Raw genomic sequence first — 15,044 nt, 5'->3', positions numbered from 1 at the left:
TCACCAACTGAGCATTTTTTTTCGCAGTACTTTAACAGCAGCCTTACAACTTGAAACCATCTTGAGAATTTCGGCCCGAAACCGGTCGTTATACAGGATGCACTGATATAAATCTCTGGAATCTTTCGCCCATACTTTTTTATAACTTTCACCACCCTGTAAGAAGTTAAACTCCTTAACCCCCCTGGCACAACAATCTTCGATAACCTTATACAGTAACACTGAACCAGGGCTTAAATCATCAAACTCAGGATCGTGTGAAACCTGATAATAGAAGAAGCGCTCACCGTATTCAAAACCGTAAATTACAGCCACAATTCTACTCTCTAACTTCAAAAGAAAATACTTTACAAAGTTAGAATTATCGCAAAGATAACGATGAAGATTCTCGACATTGCTTCCTGAGAATGAACTGTTAATCCCTCGTTGAGCAGATCTTTTTTTATGGATAGATAAAAGAGCGTCCAGGCATTCCTTATTCATTAGCTCTTCAACATTGGAGACAAACTCAATGCCAGAGTCATCAGATTTTTTAACAGTGCTTTTCAGGTTGTAACGCTTCTTTTTTTTAAATTCACTTAATAGAGCATCAAAGTCGTTATCGAGAATACGGTATGGTGCTTCCGATACTATGTTTGCGCTCAGACTCCACCTATTCACCTCATCTTCCAGCATCCAATCAAGAAAAAGGCGATCCCAACCTTTAATTGATTTTAGGTATAATTTTATAAAATTTATTACAACATCCTGATCTTTATCAGCCGCGATGACTCCTAGCGGATCAGGATAGAATTCGGATCCTAACATTCGAAGATCGGTTCCGAATAAATAATTTCGATGCTTGAGGAGTGGTAAAACTCCTAATATTTCATCATCATCTTTTACTATTATTACCAATAAGTTGTTTGATCGACCTTTGGTTTTTTCAACTGCTTCAAGCCAATCACCACTGCAAAAATAGCTTGGATAAGACATCTTTAAAGCAGTTTGGGTGCACCAAGCCCAAACACTCGGCAGATCGCTTTCCTCGGCTATTTCAGCCTTAATTTTCGAAGCTGACCGATCCTTCAAATACTTGGTGTTGGAATAGGCTTTACCGCCACCAATTAAGGTCGCGACAAAAGTCCGTTGATTCAGCACATCACATTTATCTGACATCGGCTCGTTCGCCTCGCCAGTCCCTTGGCCTTTACTCATCGAAGCACCTGCTCATATATGGCCATATAGCCTCTAAACATCGCCTCGCCGGAAAAATCCCGTTCCACCCGTGATCGGGCCCAGGCCACGCGTTTGTCGCGTTCCGCCTCGTCGGACAGGCATTCGACGATGCTTTTGGCGACTGAGGCGCTTTCGGTCGCGTCCACCAGGTAGCCGCCAAAGTCATTGCCCAGTACGGCACCGATTTCGCCGACATTGGACGCCACGACCGGCAACTCCAGGGCCATGGCTTCCAGCAGCGATATCGGGAGCCCTTCGGTCCGGGAAGGCATGCACAGCACATCGCATGCGGCCATCAGGGCGGGCACGGTGTTGCAGTAGCCCGGCATGATGACCTGCTGCTGCAGCCCTTCCGCCACAATCTGGTCGGTCAGGGCCTGGCGTTCCCGCCCTTCCCCGATGAGCATCAAACCGATACCGGGGAAGCGGGATTTGAGCATGGACAGGGCACCCACCAATCGCTCGAACCCCTTCTCGCGGGAGAGGCGTCCGACACCCAGCAGGACCGGGTGATGATTGTCGATGAAGGTCTGCAGTTCCTCCGATAATTCGGTGTTTGCCGACTCCCGCAGGCTTTCGGTATCCAGGCCATTCGGGATGACGGTCAGTAACGATGACCGCGCGATACCCGGCGGTATGTCGAACCGCATGGCCTCGGAGACCACCACGATGCGGTTCAGGCGTCGCAGGACGAGCCGGTCCAATGCCTCGTACAGCCAGGCCCTGGTGTAGCGGGCGGCTTTGACGTAGCCGTGCAGCGTGGCCACCATGGGCAGCCGGCGCATGAAGGCCGGCCACATGCCCATCAAGACATTGAATTTGTAGCCGTGGGAGTGAAGCAGCTCGTAACCTTCCGCCTGCGCCCAGCGCAGAATGCGCAGCGCTTCCGAGGGGTTGAACCCGGGCCGCATCCGCCAGGGATGAACCGGCAGACCCAACCGACGGGCCTCGACCTCAATGGCCTTGTCGCCCACATCCAGCTCACCGGCGCTGAGGATCATGGGTGAGAGCCCCATGGCCAGCTGCTGGGAAACCAGTGTCAGTAACATCTTTTCGGCACCATAGAGCCCACCGCTATCGATGAGGTGCAGTACTTTTCCCACTAACCTTTCCTTGGATTCCAGATCACTTTCTTCTCGCCCCGCATAAAGGCGCGAGTCGCCTGGTAACAGGCCATGTTGAGAAGCATCAGGTAGTACGGCGCGGCCATGTAGAACGGCAGGTTCCGGCCGTCCCGCTCGCGTCGCTGACCCAGCCAGGCAAACAGGTACATCGCGATGAGCCCCAATAGGCAGAGCCCGTAGATGCCCCCGCGGTTCGCGAGCAATACCGCACTCACGGTCAATACGATCTGTGGCACAAACGCCAGATAGCGCAGGACCTTGTGGGACAGCAGCTGAATGGCGAAGCGGCCAAAGCGCAACGGATTGAGTAGCACTCGCATGTCCCGCAACGCCCACAATGCCCGCAAGGTCACGCGAACCCGCATGGAAAACTCGCTGGCTCCGTCCTGAAGGGCTTCTTCGCGCAACAGCGCCTCTGGTTCGTAGACCACACGCTGGCCCTGCTCCACCACTTTCAGGGGCTGGACAAAATCCGGGAGCTGGTCGGGGCGCAGGGGCTGATAGAGCGATCGGCGCATGGCGTCGATACCGCCGTCGACACCCACGATGGAACCCACGCGGGTTTCCTGGTGGCGTAGCCAGTTCTCGTATTTCATGTAGGCGCTGCAGCCATCGCCTACCAGATGGCCCGCGTCGTTGACGTAGACCATCTTGCCGGTCACGTATCCCACCTGCGGGTCGGCAAAATTACGCACCAGTTTGCGCAGGGCCGCGGCATCCCACTCGGAATTGGCGTCGGAAAACGCAATGATGTTGCCCTTGGCCTCCGGCACGATGCGGTTCAAACCGGCGGTCTTGCCCTGGCGAGGCGCCTGCCGGAACAGGCGAATGGGTGAAGCGCTGTCTGCAGCCACGGCACGCACGATATCGTCCGTGCCGTCTTCGGACTCGTCGGAGACCACCAGGATTTCCAGACGGTCGGCCGGATAGTCCAGGGCCAGTTTATTGCGCAGCGTGGTCTCGATGTCCTTTGCTTCGTTATAGGCGGCAATCAGGATCGAGACATGAGGCAGGTCTTCCTCATCCTGTTCGATCGTGCGGGGTTGTTGGCCCCACAGATACAGCAGCAGCGGATAGCCCAGGTAGATGTAGAGCAGCAGGAGTAGCGAAAGCCAGAACAGCAGGATCAGCATAATGGTTGCCCGTAAACACCGTTCCTAGTGTGACACCGCGGAGCGACCCGGCGTTGCAGCCGTTTCGGTCACCGCCGTATCGCCCTGCTCGTTGGCCGATCCGCCAGGCAGCACGCCCTGTTCGCGCAGGACCTCACTCATCGGAGCAAAGCGGAACCGGCGGAGCAGCTTCTCCAGCCGCGCTTCACAGACATCCAGGTTGTTGTAGTGCCGGAACCGCGACAGCCATTTGACCTTCAGCCGGGGCTGGCCGGGATCCACTTCCCAGGGGTGCAGGTAAAACACGAAGGGCTGCGACTGGCGATTGATCTGCCCCAGGCCCCACTGGCTGAACCAATAGGGAAACAGCCGGAAGTAACCGCCGCCGGCAATGGGCAGCGTGTAACCGGGCAGCTGGAGTGTACTGAGCGGGAATTCCGCCAGTTCGTGTCCGCCATCGGTCTTGAGGCGGTGCGGCCAGCGCGGCGTGCCCGGCATGCCGTAGCGATCGTGATGCACCGGGAAAATCGACGAATCCCAGGTAAAGCCTTCTTCCGCCAGGATATCGAGCGCCCAACGGGATTCGTTGGTGATGGAATAGCTGGCGGCGCGATAGCCCGTTACCCGCTCGCCGGTAATGTCTTCCAGGATCTGCTTCGAGCGCCGGGTTTCCTCGCGGAAGACCTCGGGCGTCTGGTTGTAGATCAGTTGGTGGCTGTATCCATGGCTGGCAATCTCGTGGCCGGCGGCCTGGATGCGGCGCACCAGCGCGGGCGAGCGTTCGGCAACCCAGCCGAGGGTGAAAAACGTGGCCCGGATGCCGTGCTGCTCGAACCGCGCCAACAAACGATCCGTGTTGGCTTCCACCCGGTATTCCATGGATTCCCAATCATCCCGCGACACGGCTTCGGCCAGGGCCGCCACCTGGAAATAGTCTTCCACGTCGACGGTGAGTGCGTTAATGGGTTGTTCGTTACGGCTGCGATCGGTCGTGTGCGTCATCGGATCTGGTACTCCAGACTGACCAGCACCCAGTTTTCGGCATACTCCCGGGAGCCCACGTCACTGTTGCGCCGGTTGTGACCAATTTTTCCGCTCAGGTCGAGATCGGACAGGAGTTGGCAACTGAGCCCGACGTCGACCCCGATGATTTCGTCCTGGGTGTCGTTGTCCTTGTAGTCGATGTAGGCAACCCGCGTGCCCGCGGTGAAGTCGATCTGGCCGGTCACCGGGCGGCGGTAGTCGGCGTTAAAGGCCACCCGGCCTTCGCGCGAGTCGGTCTTCAGGTTGTCCGAGCGGGTGGCGACGGCGCTCAGGTTGAGGGTCGAGGTATCACTGAACCGGCGGGTGTAGCCACCCCGGACGTCGCTGACTTCGACGGCTGAGGTGTCCTCGATCGTGTAGGTAACGCCGTCGAACAGGAAGTCGAACTCAGAGGTTTCGTCCGTGACCTGGCGGCTTGCCGCGACATAGAACGAGGACGCCTCGTTGATCTGTCGTTCAAGCCGCAGATCGCCTACCCAGCCATTGAACGACTGCTCGGTACTGAAAAACCGGCGTTTCAACCAGGTACCGCCGAGTGAGCCGGAAATCGTGGTGGCCGCAAATTCCTTCGAGAAGAACAGGGTCGCGGTATTGCGATCGACCTTTTCCTTGTTGTCGTACTCCCGATGCTCGGTGGACAGGTTCAGGCCACCGGTCAGCAGCTCGGAAAACAGATGGCTCCACACCGCGGACCCGATTCCTGCCTCGCTGTCACGCTCTTCCGGCTCGCTGAATTCGATGTTTTCGTACTGGGCCGACAAGCTGATGGTATCGACCGGCGTAACGCCCCAGACGTAGCGTGGCCCCGTGCTGAAGATATTGCGCCGGCTGCGGTTGTCCGGTGTGTTGGGTTCGGTGTTGTTCTGGACGACGTCCCGCGTTTCGTTGGTGACATCCCAGAAAAAGCGCTCGGCAATCTGGCAGCTGCCCAGCCAGTCGATGAAGGCATAGGGTTCCGGATCGTAGGTATGGTTGGCGTAAATGCCATAGGCAAGATCGGCGTTAAAATCCGATACGCACCGACCCGGATCGGTTTTATGGGAAATCTTCAGTTTGATGCGATTTTCCACATCCGATTTCTCCCCCGATTCGCTGCGCTTGATGTTGTCGCTGAATCGGCTGTCAGCGCCGATGCTGAGCTTCACGGGCTCTGCATGGGCCGTTGTCGCCGCGCCCAGAAAGAGAGACCCGGCCAGGAGGACAATGCCTCGAATCATCCCTGATTCGGAAGAACTACCCATTGATAACCACTCCGGCAAATTTCTCGGGATCAAACGAATGCGCAGCCTGCTCCACCGCTGACGGCGTGGCCTTACCATGCGGGACCACCAGCAATGAATAGTCGCAGAGATCAGAGAGAATCCGCGCGTCCGGCGAATGACTGATTGAGGCCGTATCCAAGATGATGAACCGGTCCGGATAACGCCGGCGGATCGACTGGAGGAACAGTTTGATCTGGAACGACGTGAAGAATTCAGCCGGCGATTCGCGGCGACTGCCAGCCGGCACCAGGCGCAGCCGGGGAATGCCCGTCGGGTAAATAATTTTGGCGACGTCGTAGTCTGACTCTTCCAGGAAATCCGTCAGGCCGGTGTCCGGGAACATATCCAGCATGGTGTGCAAGGACGGCTCGCGTAGGTTGCAGTCTACCAACAGCGCGGTCTTGGACTGGTCGAAGGCGAAGGCCGCGGCCAGGTTCAGGGCGATAAAGGACGATCCGGCACCATCGGTCGCGCCGGTCACCACCAACGTGAAGTTGTTGCCGCCGGAGATTTCCAGCAACTTGGTCCGCAGGCTACGGAATCGGTTGACCAGATCCCGGTTCGGCGACTCCGGATAGATAATACGGCGTTCGTCGAGATCATCGAATGTCAGTTGGCGAGGCTCCTGCATTCGTTTGATCTGGCGGCTCATGACGTAGCGGTCGACCGCGCCGGCACCCAGTTCGAGCGTGCTGGGAACCAACAGGCGAGCGTCTTCCGACTCGCTTGAGCCTGAGCCTGATTTTTCCGGCCGGTTGGAGGATTCCTCCTCCCGGCTCAGTTGACGCTGCCGTTTCCTCAGGGCTTCCAATTCGTTCTGCTCGTCCTTATCGGGAGAGGCATCGACATCTCTGCTCTGGCGCGTTCCGTTCATCAAATAACTCCCATCACTGAAGCAACGGCTACACCGATATAGGCGGCTATCACCAGCACGGCACAAATAACGACGGCATAGGTCACCCGCCGCTCCCGACGCATCTCAAAGGGCGTTCTCACCCGGGGGATGTCGATCAGCACCGGGATACCCACTTCATCTTCCAACTGGGATTTGGCGCGTACCCGCGGATCGATTTGCAGCAGTCCGGCGATGGTGCCCAATGGCGCTAACAGGCCCAGGAAGAGCCCCGCCATGGCAAACTGGTTAAACTGGGCCCCTTCGGGTTTGAGCGGGTAACGCGCCGTCTCGTTGATCCGATAGTTCAGGCCCTGGCCCTTGATGTCCAGGTGCATGGAAACCCGGGCCCGCTCGCGACGCTTGAGCAGATCGTTGTAGATCTGTTTGTTGACTTCCATATCGCGGGTCAGTTGCGAGTATTCCGCTTTGTTTTCCTGGATCCGCTGCATACGATCAACCTGTTCCCCGATCAACGCCTTGATCGAGCTGATGCGGGTGTTGATCATTTCCATCTGGGTACGGGCATCGGCCAGATCTGAACTCAAGTCCTGATACAGCGGGTTGATCGTGTCCCCGGTACCAACACTGGCGTCGGAGGTGTCTCCGCTGCTGCGGGCTTTGTCACGCTGGCGTTTGAGCACCGCGATCTGCTCCTGCAACGCCACGATATCCGGGTAGGAATCCTTGTACTTAAGGCGCAGCGTATCGAGCTGATCCTGCATGGAGTTGATGCGCTGCTGGTAGGCGTCGATGGTCTTGCCGCGGCTTATATTCTGGTTCACGTTCGAAAGCTGACCTTGCAACGAGGCCACTCGGGTTTCGGTTACCTGCTTATCCAGTTGCGCCTGTTCCAGCTTTCCGCGCAGGTCGGACAATTTGCCATTGGCTTCGCCTTCGGTGCCATCGACATTCTTGGACAGGAACTGCTTGAGACGTTTTTCCGACTCGGCGAGCAGATCCTCATAGGATTTGACCTGGTTGTCGATGAACTCGTAGGCACTGCGACTTTCCGCCTGCTTGCGGCGCACCGACTCTTCGATAAAGGCCTGGCCCATGCGCTGCGCCACCCGATACGCCTGAGAGGGGGATTCAGACATAAAGCCGATGCTGAAATAGCTATCACCGCGGGGACGGACGCTCAGGTTGGAGCGTAGCCAGTTGACACGGGATTCCAGCTTTTCCGCCTGCAGCGTGGCCGCATCCGGGCCAAAGATATCGGTGTCCTTGGCGACGTTTTCCATCACGCCCCGGCTCCAGAGAAGCTCCTGGGCTGCTGATGCCCGCTCATTGATCTTGGTCGTCACGGCGCTGCCCTCCATCAGAGGGCGGATGATGTTCTCGTCGTCCACATAGATGACGACGTCCGACTCGTATTTGTAGGGCCAGAGAAACCCGGCAGCCAGTACGCCAAAGCTGACAATGGCGAAGGCCGCCAGCGCGAGCCACTTGCGGGTTCGGACTTCGCGGATGATTTCGCTGGGCAGTTGAATCAGTGGAAGTGCCATAGCTGTTACCTGAAACTGAAAGCTAACGTGCGATCATCTGGAATGCCCCGACCATCGATGTCAGGGCGTCGTCCAGTGGATCAGAAACTGCGCTCGGGCACGGTCAGGATATCACCGGGCAAAAGCCGGTAGTTGGTCGCGATGTCGCCCCGGGTCAGAATGTCGTCAAGCTTGACCGGGATCGCCACCACCTCCTTGCCCATCGGCCGGTACAGCATGGCGCTGTTCAAATCGGCGAACGGGTTGGCGCCGCCAGCAGAGAGCACCACGTCCATGACCGTCATGCCATCACGGAACGGCATGGTCATGGGACTCTGAACGGCACCGGTCACCCGGACGCGATCGGTGAACTCATGACTGTTCATCCCGGTGACGACCACACTGACCTGGGGCTGACGGATATACTGCTCAAGTTTGTCCTGTACGTCGTCGGCCAGTTCTTCGGGGGTCAGACCGGCGGCCACGACATCCCCCACCAGCGGCACGGAGATCCGGCCGTCGGGACGAATGGGAACGCTGACGCTGAGATCCTGATTGCGCCACACCGAGACCTGGACCACATCGTTGGGTCCCAGAATGTACTGGTCGACCGGTCCGGCGTTCTTGTTGAGCGCCGCCTCGATCTGCTGCGGCGACGAAGCCGGTTGCGAGGCACAACCTGCCAGAAGAGAAAACAGTACAACGAGCCCGATTACCATCCTTGCCATTTCACATCCTCGCTTCTTTTTTCGAAAGCCACGGTTACTGACACCCGTTCCGACCGATGACCAGCCAAACCAATGCCTAGCGCGATCCTTTCTTGAACAATATTACTTCCACTGTCTGAATAATAACCAACAAATCCAACAGTAGACTCTGATTCTTAATGTAGTACAGGTCGTAGCGAAGCTTTTCCCGGCTGTCTTCCTCGTTATCGGCGTAGGCAAAGCACAGCTGCGCCCAGCCGGTAATGCCCGGCTTCACACGGTGACGTTCGTTGTAGAACGGGATCTTCTCCGCCAATTGCTCGACGAACATGGGCCGCTCGGGCCTCGGGCCCACAAACGACATAGTGCCGTTCAGCACGTTAAAGATTTGTGGAAGCTCATCGATACGCACCTTGCGGATAAAGGCCCCCACGCGCGTCACGCGGGTATCGTTCTGGCGCGCCCAGACGGCGCCATCCTTTTCAGCATCCGTGCGCATCGACCGGAACTTGTGGACCTTGAAGACCTGGCCGCGCAGACCAACACGTTCCTGGCTGTACAACACCGGTGCGGACCATCCGTCTTCGATCTTGATCGCCAGGATGGTCAGCAGCATCAGCGGGCTGGTTGCAATCAACAAGATGCCTGACGCCAGCACATCCAGGGCCCGCTTGCCGAATCCGGACACGGAAGACACCGAGAAGCCATCCGAGAAAACGAGCCAGCCGCGCGTAATCATCTCCATGGCGACCTTGCGGGACTCGCGTTCGTAGAAGACCGCGCCGTCGACGATGCGGATGCCCTGCATCTTGCATTCCAGCAGGTCTTCCATGGGCAACCCCTTACGACGGTCTTCCACGGACACCACAATCTCCTGGACCGGACGACGCGTCATATACTCGTGCAGGCTTCCGGGGACATTGACGAGATACTGTTCCGGGACTTCGACCGGCTCATCGTTGATCGGTACAAACCCCACCAGATGGAACCCCTTGCGATTGAAGGGGGTCTGGAGGTCTTCGAGCAGTTGCCGGGCACGAAAACCTGTGCCCAGCACCAAGACCTTCCGCTTGAAGGCGTCATTGCCCACCACCGTAAAGAAGACGATGCGCGCGATGCCCAACAGGAAGAAACCAAAGACGGATGCGGACGTGATGACCCCGTCCCCACCCAGGTACCAAAGCCATTCCTGGCTCAGCAAATAGGCGGTCAGTGCAAACGGAATGCTGAGGATCAGCGCAATGAGCGTACGCAGCATCATGCCGGACAGGCCATCTTCCAGCCGGGACTGATGCACGCCCATGGCGACCATCAGCAACATATTGAGGGCAGCGAAGATAACTGCGGAAGGCAGGATGTAAGCGATGGATTCGGAGAAATAGGCAATATCACCGAAATACCGGAAGAAAACGGCGAGGCAGAAGGCCCCGACCAATACACTGAAATCAATCAGCCCCAGAATAACGAACGGGAGATGAATGTAATGCCTGAATATCCTGACGTGTGCCACGTCGACTCCTTCACGCCACCCTGCCAGACGCGTCCATGAATCCGATCGGTAGATCTCCAACTCCTTTGAAGTCTACTCCTTCCGGGTTGAACTGCAATTGGGTGCAATCTCAAACAGATGGGAGGCGCATGTAAAAATTCCTGACAGCAAAAACCCCGGCAAAGCCGGGGTTTAGCAGGTTTCTAACACCGTATCTCGCCAGCTTATGCCTTGCGACGGCGCATCACGCCGATACCCGCAAGACCAAGGCCGAGGAGCGCCAGTGAACCCGGCTCCGGCACTTCGCCAACAGTAACGTTGTCGATGCCATAGCCGTCGTCCGAGGCATTGGCGTAGAAGGTAACATCACCCAGACCTTCGGAATCGAACAGCGTGATGTAAAACACGTTGCCGTTACCCAGGGCAGAACCGAAGATGTCTTCGAAGGTGAAGGTGGTGCTACCCACGGTCATCCGGCCACCCACATCGTTCGGGTCCGTGATGTAGAAACCCAGGGCGTTGAAGCCCGGCGTCAGCGAGAAAGTCATCTCTTCGCTGTCCATGCTGTCCAGCCAGTTCGCGTTGTCCGAACCGCTTGGAGTTGCAAAACGACCGCCAAACGGAGAGCTACCATCATCCAGAATGGCAACACCGCCGTTACAGGTGAATCCAAGGCTGTCGCAGTCACCGCCTGAACCCGCAACATCCTGGGTAAAGGTACCGACGCTCGTGGCGATGGCGTTGCTCTGGGATGTCGTGCCAGCCGTGTAAGACTCGAAGTCTTCAGTCAGATAACCTGACTTCAGCTTGGCCAGGAAGTTGGTTTCGGCAGCCTGCGCAGCAGACTCGCCGGCGCTGCTGACATACAGCATGGGCGCCGCCTGTACAGACGCGACCAAACCGGATACGCCGAGTGCGATGCCCGCACTGATACTGAGAACACGTTCCTTCTTCATGCACAGCTCCTAAACCTGTTGAGGTTGTTGTTAGTCCGTGGTCACTTAGAAGCAACAAGAAGGCCAACAATATTTATTTCTTAATAATCATATCTTTAAACACCATACAACCCAATTTCTGCCCACACCGCTGTAAAGAAAATGGACGTTTTTCTCGAACCGTCAATCCCTTAATTTTTTTAAAAAAGTTGTAAAATCTGTCTCAGATCATAAACAACGCCATAAAGTCAGGCACCGACGTACCCTCCAGCACCTTCTGATCGATGCATCGATCGACAATGGCGTCGCACCGCCCTTTCGGAAACCGCGTTTCAAGATTGGCCCGGAACTTCTCCTCAAGCAGCGGGATACCTTCCTTCCGGCGCCGACGATGGCCAATCGGATATTCCACGGCAATCTGTTCCGTTTTTGAGCCATCCTTGAAGAAGACCTGAATCGCATTGGCGATCGAGCGCTTGTCCGCTTCGAGGTATTCCCGGGTGTAGCGGGGTTCTTCCACGATCTCCATTTTGTCCCTCAGGGTGTCGATTTCGGGGTGGGCCTGGTGGAAAGCGTCTTCGTAGTGATCGGCCGTCAAGGCACCAAAGATCAGCGGAACCGCCGTCATGTACTGCAGGCAGTGGTCGCGATCGGCGGCGTTCGCCAGCTTGCCGACTTTGGAGATGATGCGGATGGCGGATTCGTGGGTGGTGATGACGACCCGGTCGATCTCGTCCAGCCGGTCTTTCACCTGGGGATGCAGGGTCACAGCGGCTTCGGCGGCAGTCTGGGCGTGGAATTCGGCCGGGAACGAGATCTTGAACAGGATGCTCTCCATCACGTAAGACCCAAAGTCCTGGGGCAGCGAGAACCGTCGCTGATCTTCAGGCTTGAGCTTCTGATCTTTGTTGGTCTTGCTGAACAGCACGTCGTAGAAGCCCCACTGGGGCGCTGTCAGCACGCCGGGAATGCCCATCTCACCGCGCATGGCGATGTCTGCGAGACGCACGGCGCGGGAGGTCGCATCGCCCGCCGCCCAGGACTTGCGCGAGCCGGCGTTGGGCGCGTGGCGATAGGTGCGCAGGGCCTGACCGTCGACCCAGGCGTGGGACAGCGCGGACAGCATCTGCTCCCGGTTCGCACCCATCAGCTTGGCGGTGACCGCCGTCGAGGCCACCTTGACCAGTACCACGTGGTCCAGACCAACGCGGTTGAAGGAATTCTCCAGCGCCAGCACGCCCTGGATCTCGTGGGCCATGATCATGCTTTCCAGCACGTCGCGCATGGTCAACGGCGCCTTGCCTTCAGCCTGGCGCTTCTGCGACAGGTGATCGGCGACGGCCAGAATGCTGCCGAGGTTATCGGAGGGGTGCCCCCATTCGGCGGCCAGCCAGGTGTCGTTGTAGTCCAGCCAGCGGATGATGCAGCCGATGTCCCAGGCGGCTTTCACGGGATCCATGCGGAACGAGGTGCCGGGAACTCGGGCACCGTGAGGCACTACTGTGCCCTCAACGATCGGCCCCAGATGTTTGGTGCATTCGGGAAAGCGAAGCGCCAGAAGGCCGCAGCCGAGGGTGTCTATCAGGCAGTTGCGGGCAGTATCCAGCGCCTCGAGGCTATCGACCTGATAATTGAGAACGTAGTCCGCAATCTTCTGCAGGACGTCGTCGTAATCCGGGCGTTCGTTGAGATCGAATGTCGCTGACATGGGGCGTCTCCCTGGCCGGGAGGGTGCCGCTAGATCGATCAGCCCTGCCCCGGCCTTTCAAGAAATGATGGCGTCAGTATGGACCGGAAACCGGGCCGCTTCGAGCTGACCCGGTCTCTTCATCGAAGCAACTCAGAAGGCATCTCCCGGAATGCGGACCCAGCCTTCCATCAGGATGCGGGCACTGCGGCTCATGATGGCTTTCTTCGCACTCCACTGGCCGTTCACCTGCTCGGCTTCGGCGCCGACGCGCAGGGTGCCTGACGGATGACCAAACACCACGGAGGTGCGATCGCCACCACCGGCTGCCAGGTTCACCAGAGTGCCGGGGATCGCGGAAGCCGTGGCGATGGCTACGGCAGCGGTGCCCATCATGGCGTGATGCAGTTTCCCCATCGACAACGCCCGGACGAGGACATCGATGTCGTCCGCGGCGATGTCCTTGCCGCTGGAGGCCACGTAGCCTTTGGGCGGTGCGACGAAAGCCACCTTGGGCGTATGTTGCCGGTTGGCGGCTTCGGCCACGTCGCTGATCAGCCCCATTTTGACAGCGCCATGGGCGCGGATGGTTTCGAACAGGGTCAGGGCCTTGTCGTCGTTGTTGATGGCGTCCTGCAGTTCGGTGCCGTCGTAGCCGATGGCGTCGGCGTTGATAAAGATGGTCGGGATGCCGGCGTTGATCATGGTGGCTTTCAGGGTACCGACGCCGGGCACGTCCAGATCGTCGACAACGTTACCCGTCGGGAACATGGCACCCTCGCCGTCAGCCGGATCCATGAACTCCACCTGGACTTCGGCGGCCGGGAAGGTCACGCCGTCCAGCTCGAAGTCGCCGGTTTCCTGCACTTCCCCGTTGGTTATGGGAATACGGGCAATGATGGTTTTCTCGATGTTCTTCTGCCAGATCCGGACCGTGGCGGTGCCGTTCTCCGGCAATTGCGCCGGGTCCACGAGGCCGTTGTTGATGGCGAACGCCCCGACGGCCGCGGTCAGGTTACCGCAGTTGCCGCTCCAGTCGACGAACGGTTTGTCGATGGAGACCTGACCAAACAGATAGTCCACATCGTGATCCGGGCTCTCACTTTTCGACAGGATGACGGTCTTGCTGGTGCTGGACGTGGCGCCGCCCATGCCGTCGGTCTGCTTGCCGTAGGGATCGGGGCTGCCGATGACGCGCAGCAGCAGCTTATCGCGTGCTTCGCCCGGTACCTGCGCCACTTCCGGCAGGTCGGTCAGGTTGAAGAACACGCCCTTGCTGGTGCCGCCACGCATGTAGGTGGCGGGGATTTTGATTTGGGGTTTGTGGGTCATTTTGGTTTTCCTGGTCCAGATTGGGTTCTGGGGCTCTCCCTCTCTCTCCAAACATCGCTCCCTCCAGGGGAGAGAGGCTTACTCAGTCATGCCTCGAGTTAACTCCCCTCTCCCCTCGCGGGAGAGGGGCTGGGGGAGAGGGGGCAGAAGCCTCACGAAGAATCACTTCCAGCACCGTCTCGATATCCTTTAAAACATCATGGTTCCAGAATCGCAGAACCTGGAAGCCTTTAGCCGTCAACCAGGCATCGCGCTTCCTGTCATACTCGCTGTCGTTATGCTGACCACCATCGGCCTCGACGATCAGTCGAGCTCCGAAGTGAACGAAGTCGACTATATAGGGGCCAATGGGCTGCTGGCGCCTAAACTTCTGGCCGCAGAGCCGGTGGCCTCGCAGATGCCACCACAGCTTATGCTCAGCATCGGTCATGTTCGCGCGCAGATCCTTTGCGCGGGATTGGTGTTCCTTCACCACTTTTAATCTCCAGCTTTTGGAGCAAGACGCTCCCCCTCTCTCTGTTCAACCGGAGCATGGGTAACACTTTGAACCGGCAACATGGGTTACACCTCTTCCCCCGCGTGCCACCGGCATGCGGGCTCCAGTCGCGCGGTTTTAAGGTTGATGTGACCCAGCAGATGGGTGCTGTATCGCACCTCTACTCGGTCATCCTCAACCTCTTTCAGGCCCACGCGGTGCCTGGCTAACAGCTCACTCACGTAGATCAAATGGCCCTGCCACTTGATCTCGCCGTTGT

At 57.8% G+C, this 15,044-nt stretch carries 13 protein-coding genes and 1 pseudogene; all 14 read right to left on the bottom strand.

Annotation, left to right across the window (positions count from 1 at the left end):
• Nucleotides 1-1,197, bottom strand: a complete 1,197-nt coding sequence (locus tag EB809_RS13865) for a GNAT family N-acetyltransferase (protein ID WP_123635427.1) — start codon at nt 1,195-1,197, stop codon at nt 1-3.
• Complete coding sequence (locus EB809_RS13860; protein ID WP_123635426.1) at nt 1,194-2,321, bottom strand: glycosyltransferase; 1,128 nt, start codon at nt 2,319-2,321, stop codon at nt 1,194-1,196. The genes EB809_RS13865 and EB809_RS13860 overlap by 4 nt, the downstream gene beginning before the upstream one ends.
• Nucleotides 2,321-3,475 carry a glycosyltransferase family 2 protein gene (locus EB809_RS13855; protein WP_123635425.1) on the bottom strand — a complete coding sequence of 385 codons (1,155 nt, stop codon included), beginning with the start codon at nt 3,473-3,475 and terminating at the stop codon, nt 2,321-2,323. The genes EB809_RS13860 and EB809_RS13855 overlap by 1 nt, the downstream gene beginning before the upstream one ends.
• Before the next feature lie 24 nt (nt 3,476-3,499).
• On the bottom strand, nt 3,500-4,456 hold the full coding sequence (locus EB809_RS13850; RefSeq protein WP_123635424.1) for an XrtA system polysaccharide deacetylase: 957 nt from the start codon (nt 4,454-4,456) through the stop codon (nt 3,500-3,502).
• On the bottom strand, nt 4,453-5,739 hold the full coding sequence (locus tag EB809_RS13845; protein ID WP_123635423.1) for an outer membrane beta-barrel protein: 1,287 nt from the start codon (nt 5,737-5,739) through the stop codon (nt 4,453-4,455). The genes EB809_RS13850 and EB809_RS13845 overlap by 4 nt, the downstream gene beginning before the upstream one ends.
• Complete coding sequence (locus EB809_RS13840) at nt 5,732-6,634, bottom strand: polysaccharide biosynthesis protein (protein ID WP_223807968.1); 903 nt, start codon at nt 6,632-6,634, stop codon at nt 5,732-5,734. Before EB809_RS13840 ends, EB809_RS13845 begins: the two co-directional genes overlap by 8 nt.
• The gene (locus tag EB809_RS13835; RefSeq protein ID WP_123635422.1) at nt 6,634-8,160 is read right to left on the bottom strand and encodes an XrtA system polysaccharide chain length determinant; all 1,527 of its coding nucleotides are present in this window, start codon (nt 8,158-8,160) and stop codon (nt 6,634-6,636) included. Before EB809_RS13835 ends, EB809_RS13840 begins: the two co-directional genes overlap by 1 nt.
• Before the next feature lie 80 nt (nt 8,161-8,240).
• Nucleotides 8,241-8,867 (bottom strand): XrtA/PEP-CTERM system exopolysaccharide export protein, encoded by a 627-nt coding sequence (locus tag EB809_RS13830; RefSeq protein WP_123635421.1) that lies wholly within the window; start codon nt 8,865-8,867, stop codon nt 8,241-8,243.
• 76 nt (nt 8,868-8,943) lie between these two features.
• Nucleotides 8,944-10,356 (bottom strand): TIGR03013 family XrtA/PEP-CTERM system glycosyltransferase, encoded by a 1,413-nt coding sequence (locus tag EB809_RS13825; protein ID WP_123635420.1) that lies wholly within the window; start codon nt 10,354-10,356, stop codon nt 8,944-8,946.
• Nucleotides 10,357-10,559: 203 nt separating this feature from the next.
• Nucleotides 10,560-11,291, bottom strand: coding sequence for a PEP-CTERM sorting domain-containing protein (locus EB809_RS13820; protein WP_123635419.1), 732 nt, complete (start codon nt 11,289-11,291; stop codon nt 10,560-10,562).
• Between the two features lie 202 nt (nt 11,292-11,493).
• Entirely contained in the window at nt 11,494-12,978 is a 1,485-nt protein-coding gene (gene prpD, locus EB809_RS13815; RefSeq protein WP_123635418.1) for a 2-methylcitrate dehydratase, read from the bottom strand.
• Nucleotides 12,979-13,110: 132 nt separating this feature from the next.
• Nucleotides 13,111-14,289: a 2-methylaconitate cis-trans isomerase PrpF gene (prpF, locus tag EB809_RS13810; RefSeq protein ID WP_123635417.1), complete on the bottom strand. Its 1,179-nt coding sequence runs from the start codon at nt 14,287-14,289 to the stop codon at nt 13,111-13,113.
• A gap of 82 nt (nt 14,290-14,371) precedes the next feature.
• A complete protein-coding gene (locus EB809_RS13805; RefSeq protein WP_207389252.1) occupies nt 14,372-14,719 on the bottom strand; it encodes an endonuclease domain-containing protein in 348 nt (115 codons plus the stop codon).
• 131 nt (nt 14,720-14,850) lie between these two features.
• Nucleotides 14,851-15,044, bottom strand: a pseudogene (locus EB809_RS21085) (integrase); the annotation flags it as partial.

Origin of the sequence: Marinobacter sp. R17 (genome assembly GCF_003789045.1) — a bacterium.
Taxonomy (GTDB): Bacteria; Pseudomonadota; Gammaproteobacteria; order Pseudomonadales; family Oleiphilaceae; genus Marinobacter_A; species Marinobacter_A mangrovi.
The sequence above is the reverse complement of the archived record's forward strand: the minus strand, read 5'-3'. Positions and strand labels throughout refer to the sequence as shown.

Bases quoted from the DNA above. Each gene is read 5' to 3' on its own strand.
- EB809_RS13865 (WP_123635427.1), bottom strand. From the start codon at position 1,197: ATGAGTAAAGGCCAAGGGACTGGCGAGGCGAACGAGCCGATGTCAGAT.
- EB809_RS13855 (WP_123635425.1), bottom strand. From the start codon at position 3,475: ATGCTGATCCTGCTGTTCTGGCTTTCGCTACTCCTGCTGCTCTACATC.
- EB809_RS13850 (WP_123635424.1), bottom strand. From the start codon at position 4,456: ATGACGCACACGACCGATCGCAGCCGTAACGAACAACCCATTAACGCA.
- EB809_RS13845 (WP_123635423.1), bottom strand. From the start codon at position 5,739: ATGGGTAGTTCTTCCGAATCAGGGATGATTCGAGGCATTGTCCTCCTG.
- EB809_RS13840 (WP_223807968.1), bottom strand. From the start codon at position 6,634: ATGAACGGAACGCGCCAGAGCAGAGATGTCGATGCCTCTCCCGATAAG.
- EB809_RS13835 (WP_123635422.1), bottom strand. From the start codon at position 8,160: ATGGCACTTCCACTGATTCAACTGCCCAGCGAAATCATCCGCGAAGTC.
- EB809_RS13830 (WP_123635421.1), bottom strand. From the start codon at position 8,867: ATGGCAAGGATGGTAATCGGGCTCGTTGTACTGTTTTCTCTTCTGGCA.
- EB809_RS13820 (WP_123635419.1), bottom strand. From the start codon at position 11,291: ATGAAGAAGGAACGTGTTCTCAGTATCAGTGCGGGCATCGCACTCGGC.
- prpD (WP_123635418.1), bottom strand. From the start codon at position 12,978: ATGTCAGCGACATTCGATCTCAACGAACGCCCGGATTACGACGACGTC.
- prpF (WP_123635417.1), bottom strand. From the start codon at position 14,289: ATGACCCACAAACCCCAAATCAAAATCCCCGCCACCTACATGCGTGGC.
- EB809_RS13805 (WP_207389252.1), bottom strand. From the start codon at position 14,719: ATGACCGATGCTGAGCATAAGCTGTGGTGGCATCTGCGAGGCCACCGG.